The organism is Flectobacillus longus (assembly GCF_030056705.1).
In the GTDB taxonomy this organism is placed as follows: Bacteria; Bacteroidota; Bacteroidia; order Cytophagales; family Spirosomataceae; genus Flectobacillus; species Flectobacillus longus.
Genome location: NZ_JASHIC010000023.1, coordinates 48,739 through 66,134, shown reverse-complemented (window position 1 = coordinate 66,134; position 17,396 = coordinate 48,739). Strand labels below are relative to the sequence as shown.

Here is a 17,396-nt window from a genome sequence, read left to right as displayed (position 1 = left end):
GGCTTCCCGACGAGGTTTTTTGTTTATTTTCAGGCAGATTTCAAACATTTTTATAGAACTTCGTCTTACCAAAATACAATCATTCCAAAATTATGGCACAAAACGATTTATTCCCTATATTCTTAAAACTCAATACCCTTGACGTTCTATTGGTAGGCGGCGGAAATGTTGGTCTTGAAAAGATTTCGGCTATGTTACAAAATAGCTCCGAGGCACAAATAACTGTTGTTGCGCCTATGATTTTGCCAGCGTTGCGAGATTACATTACGAATTATCCTCAAGTCCAAATCATCGAAAGGAGGTTTGATATCCATGACTTAAACAATAAAGATTTAGTAATTTTGGCAACAGATAACCCTGAGCTACATGCCGAAATAAAAGTAATAACCAAACAGCGTCGCATACTTTGCAACGTGGCTGATACACCACACTTATGCGATTTTTATCTTGGATCGATTGTTCAGAAAGGGGATTTAAAAATTGCTATTTCTACCAATGGCAAATCTCCTACCATGGCCAAGCGTATTCGAGAGTTTTTGGATGACATTATTCCAGACAATATTCAAAATCTTCTGGATAATCTTCGTGAAATACGAAAATCAATTCAAGGCGATTTTCAGGAAAAAATCCGAGTACTCAACGAGGTTACAGCTTCGATGGTAGAAAAGAAAAATAGTTTTAGAGAAAATCAAAATAACGCATAAAGTCGTCTTTATAATTTCGACCTAAAGGAATCGTATGTTTTCCCATAATAATTTCATGGTCATTGAAGGATTCTATTTGGTCTATATTAATAGCAAACGAGCGATGTGTTCGAACTAGTTTATCGAAATTGATACGTTCTAAGACACCATTTAAAGTCAAACGTAGTGTGAATTTTTTGGTACTGGTGATAATATGAACATAATTATTATCAGATTCTAGGTATAAAATTTCACTAAGTTTGACTTTATTAAACTGGTAACTTTGTTTAATAAAGATAAAGTTATCTATCTGAAGAATTGATTCACGAGTTGCAACAGGCTCCTTCTGAGTAGGATTTAAAACCTTAACATTTGATAACTCTTCTTTTGCTTTGGCAAAATTATGGATAGCAAGATCTATTGCAATACGTAAAGCAATGCTACTGACTGGCTTAGTCAAATAAGCCGAAGGAGACGTTTCTTTTGCTCGTTCTAAGGTTTCATCATCTGTTTGACCAGATAAATAAACAATTGGCACCAATTTTATTAGCTTCAAATGTTGTGCAGTAACAATGCCATCCCAAGAGCCTTTGAGCTGAATATCTAATAGCACCAAATCCACCTCATTGGTTTTAAATAAAGCCAGTGCATCTTTACCATTATCCACCACCTCCAATACATCATATCCTTCAGCCTCAAGTCTGGCAGCGAGGTCCATGCCTACAATAGCTTCATCCTCTACAATCAAAATGGTCATAATTCTTAATTTCTATAGTATTTCGGTATGTTTAGTAGGTAACAAAATTGATTGCATTAATTGATAAAACAAAAGCCGTTCAATAAATCCTATTGAACGGCTTCGAACTTATGTTATGTTGTATTACTACAAGTATTTGTTAACATCTACAGAGTTAAGATCTTCGAATGCCAATTTCAAGCGGCTAACGAAAGTTTCTTCTCCTTTACGCAACCAAACACGTGGGTCATAGTATTTCTTGTTTGGAGAATCTTCACCTGTTGGGTTACCAATTTGTCCTTGCAAGTATCCTTCTTTCTCTTTGTAGAAGTTCAAGATACCTTCCCAGAATGCCCATTGTAAATCTGTATCAATGTTCATTTTGATAGCACCGTAAGAGATTGCTTCACGGATTTCTTCACGAGAAGAACCAGAACCACCGTGGAATACAAAGTTGATAGGCTTTTCAGCTTCCAAACCGTATTTCTCTTTGATAAACTCTTGAGAGTTGTGTAAGATTACTGGAGATAATTTCACGTTACCTGGCTTATATACACCATGTACGTTACCAAATGCAGCAGCAATAGTGAAACGGTGAGAAATTTTGCTCAATTCTTCGTAAGCATAAGCTACTTCAGAAGGTTGAGTATATAATTTAGATGAATCAACGTCTGAATTGTCAACGCCATCTTCTTCGCCACCAGTTACGCCCAACTCGATTTCAAGAGTCATACCTAACTTAGCCATTCTTTCAAGATATTTTGCACAAATCTCGATGTTTTCGTGCAAAGGCTCTTCAGAAAGGTCAATCATGTGTGAAGAGAAAAGTGGCTTACCATATTGTGCATAGAATTTTTCACCTGCATCCAAAAGACCGTCTAACCAAGGCAATAATTTTTTTGCACAGTGATCAGTGTGTAAGATTACTTGCACGCCATACGCTTCGGCCAATTGGTGTACGTGATGCGCTCCAGAGATTGCACCAGCAATAGATGCTTCTTGTTTGCCATTTGGTAAAGACTTACCAGCATAAAACTGAGCACCACCATTTGAAAACTGGATGATTACAGGAGAATTAACAGCTTTTGCAGCTTCTAATACACCATTAACAGTGTCTGTACCTGTTACGTTAACAGCTGGTAATGCAAATTGATGTTTTTTGGCAACTTCGAAGAGTTCTTGCACTGCATCTCCATGCAATACACCTTTTTGAGTAGCTAAACTTGACATAGTGAAATTTTTTCTTGTTAAAAACGTACCATACCTAATTTTTCAATCAGATAGTAGTCAAAATTAATAATTTTTCCTTGCTTTTTGACAAAAATACAAAATATAATTTGGCAACAACGATAAAGTAACTAATTAAAATGTATAGCTATTAGTGTATTTTTGAAAATCAATTTTACCTTCAATCTAAACCAATAACTAGCTGTATTTCAGCAATAAATACTTTTGAGATTAGTCATTTACTAGAAAGCTTTTTATAACAAGTGTTTATTTGTCAATCGAAGATTTAGGATCTTATCTTCTTGAGATTATTTCACAAAAATACGAATCTATTTGGCATTATTATCGTTAAAACAACATTGATATTTGATTGCCCTAACACATTTTTGTATTCATCCTGAGTGATCGGCTACTAGAATATCTTAAGGGTATAAAGCAATAGCCAAGTTTATTAGTAGGATATTCGTTAGTCTAGGTGCAATTACCTAATTTTGTCTCATAATTTCTCAATGATTAATAGACGTTTATCAGACGTTCAGCTTACATGTTACCAAAAGACTTTTTAGAGGCATTAAGCCAAAAACATACCAAATCCAATACTTTTCCCTCTACGTCGGCGGTCAAAGAGTTATTTACCGATATTATGCTCACGCTTTTTCCAGAGCAGACCCAAAGACATTATGGCTGTTTGGATGAACTTCAAGAAGCTTTTGACCAAATTGAGCTACGACTCACACGGCTATTGCGCTCTATGCAAAAGCATCTCGATGAAGATGCTCGCATTTTAGCAACAAACTATATTCAAAAGCTCCCCGACATTTACAGAGTTTTACTGACTGATGTTCAAGCTACGTTGCTTGGTGACCCAGCAGCCCAAAGCGAGTATGAAGTTATTAGAGCATATCCAGGCTTTTATGCAATCGCTTTATATCGTTTAGCACACGCACTTTATGAAATGAATGTGCCAATGCTTCCTCGTATTTTGACAGAGTATGCTCACTCTAAGACAGGAATTGACATCCATCCTGGCGCTGATATTGATGAGTATTTTATGATAGATCATGGTACTGGTGTTGTTGTAGGAGAAACAACCACAATAGGAAAACATGTCAAATTATACCAAGGTGTAACATTGGGAGCCTTGTCGGTCAGTAAAGAAATGGCATCGCTCAAACGTCACCCGACTATCGAAGATCATGTCGTAATATACTCGGGAGCGACCATTTTGGGAGGAGAAACCGTGGTAGGAGCTCACTCTATTATTGGCGGTAATGTGTGGCTAACACGCAGCGTGCCTCCACAAACCAAAATTTACCATCAAGAGCAAGTAAAAATATTGAATTAAGCATTGGGCGATTGGCTGTGGATTTTGAGCCGAAGTTATTCAGAAATTCGCTTCTTGTTTTACAAATTAACCTTTCTGTAAATTATTAGAAACTATTCAAATTGCTATTCTCATAGTGTTAGTTGTAGTACACTGATTAGAATCACATAGCAATTGGCTCATATAAAATACAAATTATGGCAACACTTTTGGATTTGGTGGGAAATACCCCACTGGTTGAACTAAACCGTATTAACCCTAATCCTAATGTAAAAATTTTAGGAAAATTAGAAGGCAATAATCCTGGGGGGTCTGTCAAAGACCGTGCAGCTTATGGCATGATTAAAGGTGCCTTAGAAAGAGGCGAAATCACACCTGGAATTAAATTGATTGAAGCTACTTCTGGAAATACAGGTATTGCCTTGGCTATGATTGCTCGTCTTTTTGATATTGAAATCGAGTTAGTGATGCCAGAAAACTCTACTCGTGAGCGAGTATTGACGATGGAAGCATTTGGGGCTAAGGTCACACTTACACCAGCTTCAGAGGGTATCGAAGGCTCTCGCGACTATGCAGAAGCTCAAGTAGCGAAAGGAGGCTTTTTAATGTTAAATCAATTTGCAAATCCAGACAACTACATGGCTCATTATCACAGTACTGGCCCTGAAATTTGGCGTGATACCAATCAAACTGTAACGCATTTTGTAAGCTCAATGGGAACGACTGGTACGATTATGGGCACTTCTAAATTTTTGAAAGAAGTAAATCCTGCTATCCAAATTGTAGGTTGTCAGCCAACAGAGGGCTCAAAAATCCCAGGAATTCGTCGCTGGCCTGAAGAGTACCTTCCTAAAATTTATGACCCAAGTCGTGTAGACCGTGTGATGGATATTTCAGAAGACGAAGCTCGTGCGATGGCCAATACTTTAGCAAAAGTGGAAGGTGTTTTTGGAGGAATGAGTAGCGGTGGTGCTGCTTCAGCAGCTGTACGCTTGGCACAAGAACTTGAATCAGGCGTAATTGTATGTATTATCTGTGACCGTGGCGACAGATATTTGTCAAGCGACCTTTTTGGTGCGTAAAAATTTAATTGTGTAATGTCACTGGTAGAGACGTAATATTTTACGTCTAAAGATCTGAAATTACAGATTTTAGTATCCATAATCTTCTCAAAATTTCATAAAAAAAGCGGTCGGTAATTATTTTTCGACCGCTTTTTTTAATCTGACTTGGCTTGAGACGTAAAATATTACGTCTCTACTGTTGGCTCCAATTATTATTTTCGTAGGCCTTCTGCTTTTAGCATCTCTCCTATTTGGTTTACCATAGCAATCGACGCTTCGATTTCTTCTTTACGAATTGCTACACTTTCAATATTAAATCCTACTGGTACGCCTAATTGAATGCAGTATTTAATTAACTCATCTGCAATCGTGATACATACTTCTACTGATCTATCTAATATATTTTCTGAAGTCTTAAATTCTTCTTTTAGTTCCTCTGGAATATGTATGCCGAGCCATTCCATAAAATGGAGTGTTTTTACCGAACCACAAGCAGTCAATGTAAATATAATTGTTGGAATCTCCTGATTTTTTGTTTGGCAAGCTTGTACCAAAGCATCTAACATCGCTTTAGCATAATCTACATTAAATACACATTGTGATACAAAATAGCTTACGCCCGACGATACTTTATCTAAAATACGTTGGTCTTCATCCTTCAATACCGCATGACGTTCGGGAATAGTTACGGCTCCAATTACAGACTGGTCTTGGTACTGTCGCCAAACATTGTACGCTTCTGGCAAGCTCGTTACGGGAACAAAGTCTGGTGAAGGCACTCCCACAAATACAGGCGAAAAGCCATGATTCACAACATCTTTTAACCAAGTATTTAATTCGTCTTGCGTAAATTTTCCAGCTGGACGATAGATGATTTTGGGTACTTGTAGAGAGGATAAGTGATTTTTGGCAAATTCAAAAGGGTCATGAGCGCTAATAAATGGAAATGGGCGCTCTTCACTAGTACGAGCAGATTCATCTTGTACATCATATACAACCAAAGCATCAATGTCAAGATTATGCAATCGAGCTAATGTTTTCTCCGCAATTTCTATTACTTTTTCTGGGCCAACCTGTGCTTTGGGAGGCGTAATTCCATACAATAAAATACCAGACTCTTTTGATTTGATTTTATCTAAAAACATAATTTTTTTACGAGATTGTGTAATCGGTTAACAGGATTACGTGGTAAGGGATAAGCATTTAGCGAATCGGGCTACAAAGGTAACAGGAAGATTTGTGATTATAGAATCAAAATGAAAGGTTTTCTTGAGAATTGATTCTGAGTGAAATATCGACTTAAGAGATGTTCAAACTTTCCAAACTCCTAAAAAATGCGGTACTTTGTAGTTTCATACAAAATTACAATCACATGAGAATACATCGCCCTTTGGCAGATGCCGTTGTTGGGACTTTACAAGAAATCTTTTTGAATAAACGCCAAGCAGACCGTGCTGTAGAATATGTACTAAAATCAAATCGTAAGTGGGGAAGCCGTGACCGTTCGTTCATTGCCGAAAACACTTATGAAATCGTTCGTTGGTGGCGCTTGCTTCACTTCGTTATTGAAGCGCCAGAAACCCTGAATAAATACCATTTTTGGCAAGCTTTTGGTGCATGGCAATTGCTCAAGGCCAAACATGCCAATTCAGATGAAGCACTTTTTCGTCTACCTGATTGGGTAGAGTTTTCAAAGGTGAATACAAACCGTGTTTTTAGTCGCTACGAGGACGCTAAAAAAATCCGCAAAATCATTGAGTCCGTACCAGATTGGTTAGATGCCCTTGGCGAAGCTGAATTAGGCGCCGAAAAATGGAATGATGAAATTCATGCACTCAACGATCAGGCACCTGTTGTACTGCGTGTAAACTCGTTAAAGTCTAACCGTGAGCATGTTGCAGACCTATTAGGCGACGAAGATATCCACGCGCATTATAACAACGAATTGCCAGATGCCTTAATCTTGGAAGGTCGTCCAAATGTTTCTCAAACGTCTATTTTCAGAGATGGCTTTTTTGAAGTACAAGATGCTGCGTCGCAATTGGTAGCACCCATGTTGGATGTAGAACCTGGTATGCGTGTAATAGATGCTTGTGCAGGCGCAGGTGGCAAAACCTTGCATATTGCGGCATTAATGGAAAACAAAGGGCGCATTATTGCGATGGATGTGGAAGAGCGTAAGCTTCAAGAATTACAAAAACGTGCTCGCCGTGCTGGTGCCATGAACCTCGAAACACGTTTGATTGAACCTAAAACAATCAAGCGTTTACAAGAAAGTGCTGACCGTTTGTTGCTCGATGTTCCATGTTCTGGATTAGGTGTGATTCGTCGTAATCCTGATGCTAAATGGAAACTTACACCAGAGTTTATCGAAAATCTTCGCACAATTCAATATACCATTTTGACACAATATTCCTCTATGTTGAAAAAGGGTGGAAAAATGGTTTTTGCAACGTGTAGCTTGCTACCTTCCGAAAGTGAAGACCATGTACGTCGTTTCTTAGCAGAACAAGGCGAGCAATGGGAATTATTAGAAGAACGTCGCACCTCTCCTGCTGAAGACGGATACGATGGTTTTTATATGGCTTGTTTGAAGAGAAAATAGTAATATCCAAAAATATGAGTCATCCCGAATTTTGAAACCACGATGATTCTGTAAACTTCATTAAAAAAGCGGTCGAAAAACAATTTTCAACCGCTTTTTTAATACAACTATGTTCTCTCTGACTCGGTTTTAGACGTAAAGTATTACGTCTCTACCGCTAGAATACAAATTTCATAAAAATCACTCAATCACAACTCACTAAATTTGAGATGATTTATATTTATTCAGATTGCGCTTTATCTTCCCACTCCTAGCTTCTTCAAATCTTTTGCCAGCTTTGCTGAGAAAACCTCCGCTCCTTTTTTATTGAGATGTTGAGAATTATAAAACCATTTTTTCTCAAAACATAAAGAATCATTGGTATAGTCTAAGAAAGTACATCCGTATTTATTAACGGCGTTCTGGCAAAGTATATTGAATGAGTTCTTATTCTTATAAAAAGGTTGTACTTCGAAATATTCAGGGGCATACACCAAAATAACTTTTATTCCTTTCTTCTGACAAAACTGTAGATATTCCTCAAAACTTGTCTTTACATCCTTTTCAATAGCATAATTAATACCTTTGGGGTATTTTTTCTTAAACTTTTCAAACTGATTATCCCATGGTATATCATTACCTTGATAGCCTTTATACTTGTTTGTATGAGCCACATTAGGTACACCAGCATAGCACTTAAAACCTTCCCAAGCTAAATCCCAATCATTGGCATATTTATACATGGGCATATATTTTTGAAAATTATTAAACTCGCCTTTTATACCTGTCAGGTTATTCATCAGGAGCGGTTCGTTGAGATAGGGTAAAAACTGTTGATAATCTACCAAATTTTTACGCTTCGCAAAGCCATACAAATCCACATTGTGCACAATGTATTTTGGAGCCTTATTATGTTCTAAATACAACTTAAAACGAGTCCATTGCATATCAAATCGCCAAGCAGACATACCCAAATTGTAGGAATTGAGTCGTAATGTAGTATCCAAAATATAAGGAGAAATATGAAAAGCCGCTCTTGAAGACCCTAAAATCAGCAAATCAGCATTGATTTTGGCATTGAATAACGCATTCCATTCGGCTAATGCTGTATGATTTGATTTTCGTAATCCCGAATCGACCATATAAGCCATCAGACTCAATGACATCAATGGAATCGTGATAATCAACGCCAGCTTGAGCCAAAACTTTTGTAACATACTAGAATAATTGAAGATTGGACTTTACTGAATAGTTGCTTTGATTTGGTAAGCTTTTTTCTCCCCAAATACTAATTGTTGAAATCCATCAATTTCATAATGCTTGAGTTGCTTTTGGGCAAAATCAGCTTTGATTTCTTTTCGAGTTTTGTATAAATAATTCTCGTCCGACAGCAAAGCATATACTCTTTGAAGCTCTCCGTGTTTCAGCGTCAGCTTTATTTCCTTTACTAATTGTGTCTCGGTAGGTTTGAGTTTGTAAACAACCAAAGAGTCATTTTGGGTAATTTGATAACTATTGATAAAAGCAGGCTTGTTTAAATCTGCTTGAATAAAAAAGTCCAATTCCTTTTCCCAATCTTGAATGACTTTAGTCTGGGCATCAGTTGTAGTACCAACCTTTACTGATTTTTGAACAGCAGGTTTGCGTTGAGATAGTTCTTTGATTTGTGTTTCGAAAGTACCTTTTAGGTCAAAATATCTGATACTGCTTTGCTCTACTTGCTGATTACAAGCCATTACAGAAAGCATTAAAAATAAACTAGCTAGAATGTTTTTCATGATACAAAATTAACACAAAAGCCTTTTATGTCGTTCCTTGTCTAAGCGTAATAATTCATTAGCAAGATAAGAAAGAGCAGTATTTTTTTTCTGACTCTTGATTTCAAATAGATTTATCATAAAATATTGAATCGATACACGCGATTCAGCATATACCCTATCAGAAATATCTGAGCATTTGGATATATTGAGAGCTAATCCCTAAACAAATGACATCTCAAAATCGACTTGCCTCCGCTGACATCTACCGTGGATTTGTTATGCTACTCATGATGGCCGAAGTGCTTCATCTTGGCGACGTTGCCAAAGCACTTCCTAATAGCTCTTTCTGGGCTTTTCTAGGACATCACCAAGACCATGTCGAATGGGTTGGGTGCGCCTTACACGATTTGATTCAACCCTCTTTTTCATTTCTGGTAGGCGTAGTATTACCATATTCTGTAGCAAACCGACTCAGTAAAGGAGGTTCTTTTAGTCAAGCACTTTGGCATACAATCAAACGCTCACTCATCTTAATTGTCCTTGGTATATTTTTACGTTCTCAATATAAAACACAAACCTATTTTACCTTTGAAGATACCCTCAGTCAAATTGGATTAGGATATACCTTTTTATTTTTATTGGCATTTCGTTCGCAGAAAATTCAGATAACAGCTCTTGTAATAATTTTAATAGGATATTGGCTAGCGTTTGCGCTATATCCCTTACCTGACGCCAACTTTAATTATGCCGATGCAGGTGTTACGAAAGATTGGGAATATAACCTATCTGGGTTTGCTGCCCATTGGAACAAAAACACCAATTTAGCATGGGCATTTGACCAATGGTTTCTCAATCTTTTTCCAAGAGAAAAACCCTTTTTATTCAATGGAGGTGGTTATGCAACTTTAAGTTTTATTCCCACATTAGGAACGATGATTTTGGGTTTATTGGCTGGTAATATCTTCTTGTCGAGTAGCTCATCTCAAGAGAAGCTAAAGCGTTTTTTAATTTTAGGTGTCTCAGGACTGGTTTTAGGTACAATGCTTGATACTTTAGGAATATGCCCAAATGTAAAACGTATTTGGACGCCAACTTGGGTGATTTTTAGCGGTGGTTGGTGCTTTTTACTTTTGGCATTTTTTTATTGGGTCATCGATATTAAGCAATCTACAGATGCCTATTTTTTAAAGGTTATTGGAATGAACTCTATAGCAGCTTATTGTATTGCTGATGCCTTAGGCGTTTATATCTCAAAATCCTTGAAAATTCATCTTGGTGAAAATTACGCTAATATCTTAGGGGATTCGTACCAAACCTTAATCCATGGAGGATTGATGTTACTGATTTATTGGCTGATTCTAAATTGGTTGTATAAAAAGAAGATATTTATAAGGATATAGAATTCTTGAAAACAACAAATCCCCGTGTAAATCATATCTACACGGGGATTCGATAAAATATTTTCCCTAAATTACAACAAGCTTACACCTGTCATTTCTTTTGGTTGCGCTACGCCAATCAATTCCAAAATGGTTGGAGCAATATCGCCCAATTTACCATCTTTGATTGGGTTACTGTATTCGTTATCGACCAAAATACATGGCACCAAGTTAGTTGAGTGCGCTGTGTTTGGCGAACCATCTTCGTTAATCATGAAGTCTGCGTTACCGTGGTCAGCTATAATGATAAAAGAGTAACCATGTTTCAAACCAGCTTCTACAACCGCTTGAGCACATTGGTCTACTGTTTCTACAGCCTTAACTACGGCAGAGAAAACGCCAGTATGACCTACCATGTCAGGGTTCGCAAAGTTCAAACATACGAAATCTACTTCTTCTTTTTCCAATTCAGGAATCAAAGCATCACGTAATTCCGGGGCAGACATCTCAGGAGCTAAATCATAAGTTGCTACCTTTGGCGAAGCACGCATGATATTGGTCTGTCCTACAAATGGCTCTTCGCGACCGCCAGAGAAGAAGAAAGTAACGTGTGGATACTTTTCTGTCTCCGCCATACGGATTTGTTTTTTGCCTGCATTTTGCAATACTTCACCCAAAGTCATTGGAATATTGCTATCGTCAAATACTACTTTTACACCTTCAAATGACTTATCGTATTCGGTCATTGTCAAGTAGTACAAAGATAGTTTTTGCATATCTTGCTCAGGGAAATCACGCTGTGTTAGGGCTTGCGTAATTTCACGACCACGGTCGGTACGGAAATTGAAACAAAGTACTACGTCTCCCTCAGCAATAGTTGCCACAGGAGCACCGTTTTCCTCTACGATAATTGGCTTGATGAACTCATCTGTTACACCTGCCTCATACGAAGCAGAAATCGCATCAATTAAACCAGAAGCAGCTACTTTTTCACCTATTCCTTTTACCATGGCATCATACGCCAATTTCACACGCTCCCAACGGTTGTCGCGGTCCATTGCATAGTAACGTCCTGTTACCGAAGCGATTTTTGTACCTGTAGTAGCAATATGTGCTTGCAATTCGGTCAAGAAAGCTACGCCCGATTTAGGGTCGGTATCACGACCGTCTGTGAAAGCATGAACGTAAGCCTCCTCTACTCCTGCTGTATTAGCCGCAGTACAAAGTGCTTTTAGGTGATTGATATGAGAGTGAACACCACCGTTTGATACCAAACCGATCAAGTGTACTTTCTTCCCATTTGATTTTGCATATTCAAAAGCCTCTGCCAATACTGGCTCTTGAGCCAATGTACCTTCGTCAACTGCTTTGTTAATTCTTACTAAGTTTTGGTAAACTACACGCCCTGCACCCAAGTTCATGTGACCTACCTCTGAATTACCCATCTGACCAGCTGGCAAACCTACAGCCAAACCTGAGGCTTCCAATTTAGAATGTGGATACTTTGTATATAAAGAATCCATGAATGGCGTTTTAGCGGCTTCAATCGCCGATACTTCTGGCTTAGTACCGATACCCCAGCCATCCAAAATCATTAATACGACCTTCTTGTTCACGTAATTTTTTGGTTAATTGGTTATTATTATTTATTCAGGCCGAACTTTGTGAAGAACGACCGTCAAAAGGGATTTTTATGCAAGTTAATCCTTTTTAGGGAAAATAGTCTTCGACTTACACTCAACTACCCTATCATTACTCACTGGAATTAGTGATTATTACCCTTTTCTTTTAAAAACAATTTTTCTCCTGCTTCAATTCGAATAGGTAGATGATTTTCTTTAGGAGGAATCGGGCAGCTATACCCTTCGCTAAAAGCACAATAAGGGTTATAGAGTTTATTAAAATCTAATTGTATTTTTCCTTCTTTAATATCTTTCAGGCTTGCATCTAAGTACCGTCCAGCACCGTAGGTTTCCTTACCAGAAGTTTGATCTTTGATAGGCACAAACAAATAATCTCGATATTTGGGTATTTGCATCAAAGCTAAACTCCGATAGACATTCAGCTTTAAAGCTTTGCCATTAATAGCAAAACTTACTTCTCCGTATTTGACATACTCCTTGAATTTCCCATTTGAAGTTGGAATCTTGAATATAGTTCCATCACTTATTTTAGAAAAACTTCCTTCTACTTGGTACAAAGAATCTGGTTCGTAAAACTGGAGATACTGTAAATCATCTGCTTTGAGAGGACTATTAGCTTCTTCTAGAAACGCTTTTTTATATTTTTCACGAAAAACTTCCACCGAATCTTTCCATACTTGCGCATGAGTATTGGAGGCAAGACATAGGCCTATCAATATTATTTTGACGTGCTTCACCATAAATTTCGGGTTTTAGGCGTTTCAAGAAAAGTCTCAATTTTTCTATATTCAAATAACTTATTGCAATCCATGTGTTCTAACCAAAAAATCTAAAAACTCCTCCGCACAACGACTCACAATTTGATAGACATTTTCAAAATCTTCATTTTGTCCATAATAAGGGTCTGGAACTTCAGGGATTTTATACTCGGTAGAATCTATAGGAAAATCTCGATTGGGGATAGCGACCTCTGGGTCGAAACGACGATACAAAAAACAAATCTCTTCAGGTTGATGCATTCCCGTAGCTCTATACGAGATAGACTGGATGTTATCCATATTGTAGTCGTCCATACCTACGATATAATCAAATACGGAGAAATCTTCTCCAGTCAGTTTACGACAACGATGAAGTAATTCTATATCATGACTACTAGCGTTTTTACGAGTACGATGATCGGGTAATTCGCCAATGTGATAGCTATGTGTAGCAGCCGAATCGCATTGGACAACTCTTTGTAAATTTCGTTTTTTTACAGCATGTCTGAATGTTTCCTCCGCAATCGGCGAACGACAAATATTTCCAGTACAAACAAACAGGACTTTAATCATATAATTCAAAAAGGGTAATGATATTGAGGTTTTGTGATTCTCTTCGATATCTTCAAAATTTATTACTTCTCTACAGGCTGATTATCGCCATCCACTAAAATATAAATTTCTTCTTTAGGCTTTTTCATCAAGTATTTTTCTCTTGCGTATTTCTCTATTAATTTAGGGTTACCCAATACCTCCTCTCGCTCTCGTTGAACTTCTTTAAGTTTTTCTTGGTAATAGACTTTCTCGTCTTCCAAACGACTCAACTCTCCACGTCTTTTAAACTGAGTCCAAATGTCGTTATCATCAAAAACTAACATCCACCCTGTCAAAGCCATAAAGCTCAATGTATAAAATCGGTATTTTGTGAACAACAAACGTATCATAGGATTATATAGATTATTCAATCATGTAAAATTATCATATTTATTTGGCTATCAGTAAACCGAATCAGAGAATTTGCACTTGTTTATTGTCTATCATTAAACTCAAAAATAAGAGCTAATTTGTGGAGTGTTGACAAGAGTTATCATCCTGTGGCGAATCTAAAAAAAAAGACCAGCAAATTGCTTTGCCAGTCTTTTTGTAAATATGGTTTTCCCAATTAGAATTTCAAACCTGGGAAGTAAGCGTTAGCGCCTAATTCTTCCTCGATACGAAGCAATTGGTTGTATTTAGCCATACGGTCAGAACGAGAAGCCGAACCAGTTTTGATTTGACCTGTGTTCAATGCTACTGCCAAGTCAGCAATTGTAGCATCTTCAGTTTCACCAGAACGGTGAGACATGATGTTTTTGTATGAGTTACGTTTAGCCAAGTTGATTGTATCGATAGTTTCAGTCAAAGAACCGATTTGGTTTACTTTCACCAATACAGCGTTAGCTACACCTTTTTCGATACCCATTTGCAAACGTTTTACGTTAGTTACAAATAAGTCATCACCAACTAACTGGCATTTGCTACCAATTAATTTAGTTTGCTCAGCCCAACCAGCCCAGTCATCTTCAGCCATACCATCTTCGATAGAGATAATTGGGTATTTGTCAGCCCAAGTTTTCCAGTAAGCAGCCATCTCCATAGAGTTTAATTGCTTACCATCAGATTTCTTGAATGTATAAAGACCAGTTTCTTCGTTATAGAATTCCGAAGCAGCAGCATCCATAGCGATGAAGATTTCTTCACCTGGTTTGTAGCCAGCTTTTTCGATTGATTGCAATACGATTTCGATAGCCTCCTCGTTTGATTTGATGTTTGGAGCAAAACCACCTTCGTCACCTACGTTTGTAGAATAACCTTTAGATTTCAATACACCTTTCAAAGCGTGGAAAACTTCAGTACCCATACGCAAAGCGTGAGAGAAAGACTCAGCTTTTGCAGGCATTACCATAAACTCTTGGAAGTCGATTGAGTTATCAGCGTGTGAACCACCATTCAAGATGTTCATCATTGGTACTGGCAAAGTGTTTGCGTTTGTACCACCTACATAACGATAAAGAGATAAACCAGACTCTTGTGCTGCTGCTTTAGCTACTGCCAAAGATACACCCAAGATTGCGTTTGCACCCAACTTGCCTTTGTTAGCAGTACCGTCGAGTTCAATCATCAATTTGTCAATAAGGTTTTGCTCTGTTACTTCGATGCCTAGAATTTCCGCAGCAATAGCCTCATTTACGTTTTCTACGGCTTTCAATACACCTTTTCCAACATAAACTGATTTATCTTCATCGCGTAACTCAACAGCTTCGTGAATACCTGTAGATGCACCTGATGGAACAGCTGCACGACCAAAAGCACCAGCTTCTGTGCGAATATCTACTTCTACTGTTGGATTACCACGTGAATCCAAGATTTGTCTAGCATGAACATACTGAATAGCACTCATCTTTTGTAATTTTTGTTTTTGGTTAAAAACTTGTGAATTTAGGGGAAATGATTCTTGAGATGTATCTCTAAATGAATTTGACTGTAAGTTCGTCAAATTTTCCTCTATCAACCCAGTAAAAAGGAATAATTTTCTCACAAAAATAAGTGTTTTTTCAAGATTCCTTGTACTTTTCCAATTGTTTCATAATCTATTAATGTCAATGCACAAAAAAATGAAAAATATTATTTCTAAAATTATATTATTTACAATCGTTTATTTGGGATTTTATAGTTTTTCCCATGCACAAGTTTTGTCCGTAGAGGATTTTGAAAAAAAATATTCTGAATCTACTGGAGCTCAATTAATTGATGTACGTACTTCAGGCGAATATGGAGGGGGGCATTTACCCAAAGCAACCAACATTGATTATCGTGGGGCTGATTTTCAGGAAAAAATCAAAACTCTCGATAAAACTAAACCAGTCTTTGTCTATTGCTTATCAGGAGGACGAAGTGCCGCTGCTACAGAAGCGCTTCGCAAAAGCGGTTTTTCACAAGTATATGACTTACAAGGTGGATATTTGAAATGGACGACCAAAATGAAACCTATAGAAGGAAGCAAGGAGGTTTCTAACAGCAAAGCTATTAGCGATACTGAACTCGAGAGTATGTTATCTCAACATTCTGTAGTGGTTTTAGACTTTTTTGCTCCTTGGTGCGGACCATGTATCAAAATGATGCCAGCCGTAGAAAAACTTTCTGAGGAATACAAAGGAAAGGTATTAATTGTAAAAGTCGATGCCGATGCCAATCGCGCTATTCTAACAAAATATCATATTGACGAAATTCCGACGTTTTTAATCTTTAAAGATGGTACACAAAAAATGCGTGCTATTGGATATCAGGAAGAATCTGCTTTGAAAAAACTATTTACTCAATATTTGTAAAAAGTAGATAATTGCCATAAACATGTGTCATCTCTAATTTAGTGATTTAGTGATTGAGCGGATGAGTGATTATGTTAAAATTTGTATTCTAGTAGTAGAGACGCAATGATTGCGTCTTGAGCTGAATAAAATCTAGTATAGTAGCAACAAAAAAGCGGTTGAAAAATATTTTTCGACCGCTTTTTTGTTGAAAATTTGAAGAATAACCTTAATCTTAAAATTCGGGATGACTCATGTTTATTGTTACTTACAAACAAACATACTCACATAATTAGGAGAGCTTGATGTTATTTGTTTCAACTTAAATTCTACGCCATCGTCTTGTAAAACATTTTCGGCAATACTTTTAAGCTTGCCCGCAATTTTTGATTCCTGTAACTCATGTCGAATCTGACAACTAGTTATTTTGAGAGAGCTTTTTTTAGTAGTTGACAATGCCGACACTTTCACCTCGTAGGAAGTTTTATCTTTCAACACATCAGCCAAATCTTCTGCCAAAGCCCTTTTAGGATTTTCATAAAAAATCTCTACCGTATATTCATCGCTCGATGATGCCAATGAGTTATGCGGAACTACTTTTTGGGGACTTATTCTTTTAGGCTTAGACACCACTATTGTATCTCCAGAGGTATCAGGCTTTAGAATTGAAGATACCCCCGACACAACCCCAAGTATGACCGTTACCCACATAAACAAACGAATCGTCTTGATAATTTCAGGTCTGGGTTTGGGACGACTACTTTCTCTAAACAATAAGAAATACGAAAGAATAAATGCGATGGCACTCAAACCTGTTACTCCGTATTTTAAGAAAGAACCTAATTCAGTAACATTAATCTGCAATAACATGGCTAGGAATGATTGGATATT

The 17,396-nt window shown here is 37.4% G+C and carries 17 protein-coding genes; 6 read left to right on the top strand and 11 right to left on the bottom strand.

Annotation, left to right across the window (positions count from 1 at the left end; all coding sequences use genetic code 11):
• Positions 1 to 92: 92 nt before the first annotated feature.
• Positions 93 to 704 (top strand): precorrin-2 dehydrogenase/sirohydrochlorin ferrochelatase family protein, encoded by a 612-nt coding sequence (locus QM491_RS17280; RefSeq protein WP_283328829.1) that lies wholly within the window; start codon positions 93 to 95, stop codon positions 702 to 704.
• Here QM491_RS17280 and QM491_RS17275 read toward each other — a convergent pair.
• Both QM491_RS17275 and fbaA read right to left on the bottom strand, forming a co-directional pair.
• The gene (locus QM491_RS17275; protein ID WP_283328828.1) at positions 679 to 1,440 is read right to left on the bottom strand and encodes a LytR/AlgR family response regulator transcription factor; all 762 of its coding nucleotides are present in this window, start codon (positions 1,438 to 1,440) and stop codon (positions 679 to 681) included. The genes QM491_RS17280 and QM491_RS17275 overlap by 26 nt on opposite strands.
• Positions 1,441 to 1,566: 126 nt before the next feature.
• Positions 1,567 to 2,649 carry a class II fructose-bisphosphate aldolase gene (gene fbaA / locus QM491_RS17270; RefSeq protein ID WP_095160713.1) on the bottom strand — a complete coding sequence of 361 codons (1,083 nt, stop codon included), beginning with the start codon at positions 2,647 to 2,649 and terminating at the stop codon, positions 1,567 to 1,569.
• A gap of 541 nt (positions 2,650 to 3,190) precedes the next feature.
• Between fbaA and QM491_RS17265 the strand changes: the two genes are divergently transcribed.
• Together QM491_RS17265 and cysM are read left to right on the top strand one after the other, a co-directional pair.
• The gene (locus QM491_RS17265; RefSeq protein ID WP_283328827.1) at positions 3,191 to 3,991 is read left to right on the top strand and encodes a serine O-acetyltransferase; all 801 of its coding nucleotides are present in this window, start codon (positions 3,191 to 3,193) and stop codon (positions 3,989 to 3,991) included.
• Between the two features lie 176 nt (positions 3,992 to 4,167).
• Positions 4,168 to 5,052: a cysteine synthase CysM gene (gene cysM / locus QM491_RS17260; protein WP_283328826.1), complete on the top strand. Its 885-nt coding sequence runs from the start codon at positions 4,168 to 4,170 to the stop codon at positions 5,050 to 5,052.
• Between the two features lie 194 nt (positions 5,053 to 5,246).
• Here cysM and QM491_RS17255 read toward each other — a convergent pair whose 3' ends face one another.
• Positions 5,247 to 6,179, bottom strand: coding sequence for a methylenetetrahydrofolate reductase (locus QM491_RS17255; RefSeq protein WP_283328825.1), 933 nt, complete (start codon positions 6,177 to 6,179; stop codon positions 5,247 to 5,249).
• A 227-nt stretch (positions 6,180 to 6,406) separates the two neighbouring features.
• Here QM491_RS17255 and QM491_RS17250 point away from each other — a divergent pair, with 227 nt between their 5' ends.
• On the top strand, positions 6,407 to 7,639 hold the full coding sequence (locus tag QM491_RS17250) for an RsmB/NOP family class I SAM-dependent RNA methyltransferase (protein WP_283328824.1): 1,233 nt from the start codon (positions 6,407 to 6,409) through the stop codon (positions 7,637 to 7,639).
• 236 nt (positions 7,640 to 7,875) lie between these two features.
• Here the strand turns inward: QM491_RS17250 and QM491_RS17245 are convergent, their stop codons facing one another.
• Both QM491_RS17245 and QM491_RS17240 read right to left on the bottom strand, forming a co-directional pair.
• A complete protein-coding gene (locus tag QM491_RS17245) occupies positions 7,876 to 8,835 on the bottom strand; it encodes a hypothetical protein (protein ID WP_283328823.1) in 960 nt (319 codons plus the stop codon).
• A gap of 24 nt (positions 8,836 to 8,859) precedes the next feature.
• Positions 8,860 to 9,396, bottom strand: coding sequence for a hypothetical protein (locus QM491_RS17240; RefSeq protein ID WP_283328822.1), 537 nt, complete (start codon positions 9,394 to 9,396; stop codon positions 8,860 to 8,862).
• 209 nt (positions 9,397 to 9,605) lie between these two features.
• Between QM491_RS17240 and QM491_RS17235 the strand changes: the two genes are divergently transcribed.
• A complete protein-coding gene (locus QM491_RS17235) occupies positions 9,606 to 10,778 on the top strand; it encodes an acyltransferase family protein (RefSeq protein ID WP_283328821.1) in 1,173 nt (390 codons plus the stop codon).
• A 71-nt stretch (positions 10,779 to 10,849) separates the two neighbouring features.
• Here the strand turns inward: QM491_RS17235 and gpmI are convergent, their stop codons facing one another.
• From gpmI to eno, 5 genes are all read right to left on the bottom strand, one after another.
• Positions 10,850 to 12,373 (bottom strand): 2,3-bisphosphoglycerate-independent phosphoglycerate mutase, encoded by a 1,524-nt coding sequence (gene gpmI / locus QM491_RS17230; protein ID WP_283328820.1) that lies wholly within the window; start codon positions 12,371 to 12,373, stop codon positions 10,850 to 10,852.
• 149 nt (positions 12,374 to 12,522) lie between these two features.
• Complete coding sequence (locus tag QM491_RS17225; RefSeq protein ID WP_283328819.1) at positions 12,523 to 13,140, bottom strand: DUF1684 domain-containing protein; 618 nt, start codon at positions 13,138 to 13,140, stop codon at positions 12,523 to 12,525.
• Between the two features lie 57 nt (positions 13,141 to 13,197).
• Entirely contained in the window at positions 13,198 to 13,731 is a 534-nt protein-coding gene (locus tag QM491_RS17220) for a low molecular weight protein-tyrosine-phosphatase (protein WP_283328818.1), read from the bottom strand.
• A gap of 62 nt (positions 13,732 to 13,793) precedes the next feature.
• Positions 13,794 to 14,102, bottom strand: coding sequence for an FtsB family cell division protein (locus tag QM491_RS17215; protein WP_283328817.1), 309 nt, complete (start codon positions 14,100 to 14,102; stop codon positions 13,794 to 13,796).
• 218 nt (positions 14,103 to 14,320) lie between these two features.
• Positions 14,321 to 15,598, bottom strand: coding sequence for a phosphopyruvate hydratase (eno, locus tag QM491_RS17210; RefSeq protein WP_283328889.1), 1,278 nt, complete (start codon positions 15,596 to 15,598; stop codon positions 14,321 to 14,323).
• 214 nt (positions 15,599 to 15,812) lie between these two features.
• On the opposite strand from eno, the gene trxA reads away from it, so the two are divergent.
• Positions 15,813 to 16,526 (top strand): thioredoxin, encoded by a 714-nt coding sequence (gene trxA / locus QM491_RS17205; protein ID WP_283328816.1) that lies wholly within the window; start codon positions 15,813 to 15,815, stop codon positions 16,524 to 16,526.
• A gap of 243 nt (positions 16,527 to 16,769) precedes the next feature.
• Here the strand turns inward: trxA and QM491_RS17200 are convergent, their stop codons facing one another.
• A complete protein-coding gene (locus QM491_RS17200) occupies positions 16,770 to 17,375 on the bottom strand; it encodes a hypothetical protein (protein WP_283328815.1) in 606 nt (201 codons plus the stop codon).
• Between the last annotated feature and the right edge of the window lie 21 nt (positions 17,376 to 17,396).

Excerpts from the sequence above, each read along its gene's own strand:
- QM491_RS17220 (WP_283328818.1), bottom strand. The coding sequence starts at position 13,731 with ATGATTAAAGTCCTGTTTGTTTGTACTGGAAATATTTGTCGTTCGCCG.
- QM491_RS17225 (WP_283328819.1), bottom strand. The coding sequence starts at position 13,140 with ATGGTGAAGCACGTCAAAATAATATTGATAGGCCTATGTCTTGCCTCC.
- QM491_RS17255 (WP_283328825.1), bottom strand. The coding sequence starts at position 6,179 with ATGTTTTTAGATAAAATCAAATCAAAAGAGTCTGGTATTTTATTGTAT.
- QM491_RS17200 (WP_283328815.1), bottom strand. The coding sequence starts at position 17,375 with ATGTTATTGCAGATTAATGTTACTGAATTAGGTTCTTTCTTAAAATAC.
- QM491_RS17215 (WP_283328817.1), bottom strand. The coding sequence starts at position 14,102 with ATGATACGTTTGTTGTTCACAAAATACCGATTTTATACATTGAGCTTT.
- QM491_RS17235 (WP_283328821.1), top strand. The coding sequence starts at position 9,606 with ATGACATCTCAAAATCGACTTGCCTCCGCTGACATCTACCGTGGATTT.
- trxA (WP_283328816.1), top strand. The coding sequence starts at position 15,813 with ATGAAAAATATTATTTCTAAAATTATATTATTTACAATCGTTTATTTG.
- QM491_RS17265 (WP_283328827.1), top strand. The coding sequence starts at position 3,191 with ATGTTACCAAAAGACTTTTTAGAGGCATTAAGCCAAAAACATACCAAA.
- eno (WP_283328889.1), bottom strand. The coding sequence starts at position 15,598 with ATGAGTGCTATTCAGTATGTTCATGCTAGACAAATCTTGGATTCACGT.
- QM491_RS17280 (WP_283328829.1), top strand. The coding sequence starts at position 93 with ATGGCACAAAACGATTTATTCCCTATATTCTTAAAACTCAATACCCTT.
- cysM (WP_283328826.1), top strand. The coding sequence starts at position 4,168 with ATGGCAACACTTTTGGATTTGGTGGGAAATACCCCACTGGTTGAACTA.
- fbaA (WP_095160713.1), bottom strand. The coding sequence starts at position 2,649 with ATGTCAAGTTTAGCTACTCAAAAAGGTGTATTGCATGGAGATGCAGTG.
- QM491_RS17245 (WP_283328823.1), bottom strand. The coding sequence starts at position 8,835 with ATGTTACAAAAGTTTTGGCTCAAGCTGGCGTTGATTATCACGATTCCA.
- QM491_RS17240 (WP_283328822.1), bottom strand. The coding sequence starts at position 9,396 with ATGAAAAACATTCTAGCTAGTTTATTTTTAATGCTTTCTGTAATGGCT.
- QM491_RS17250 (WP_283328824.1), top strand. The coding sequence starts at position 6,407 with ATGAGAATACATCGCCCTTTGGCAGATGCCGTTGTTGGGACTTTACAA.
- QM491_RS17275 (WP_283328828.1), bottom strand. The coding sequence starts at position 1,440 with ATGACCATTTTGATTGTAGAGGATGAAGCTATTGTAGGCATGGACCTC.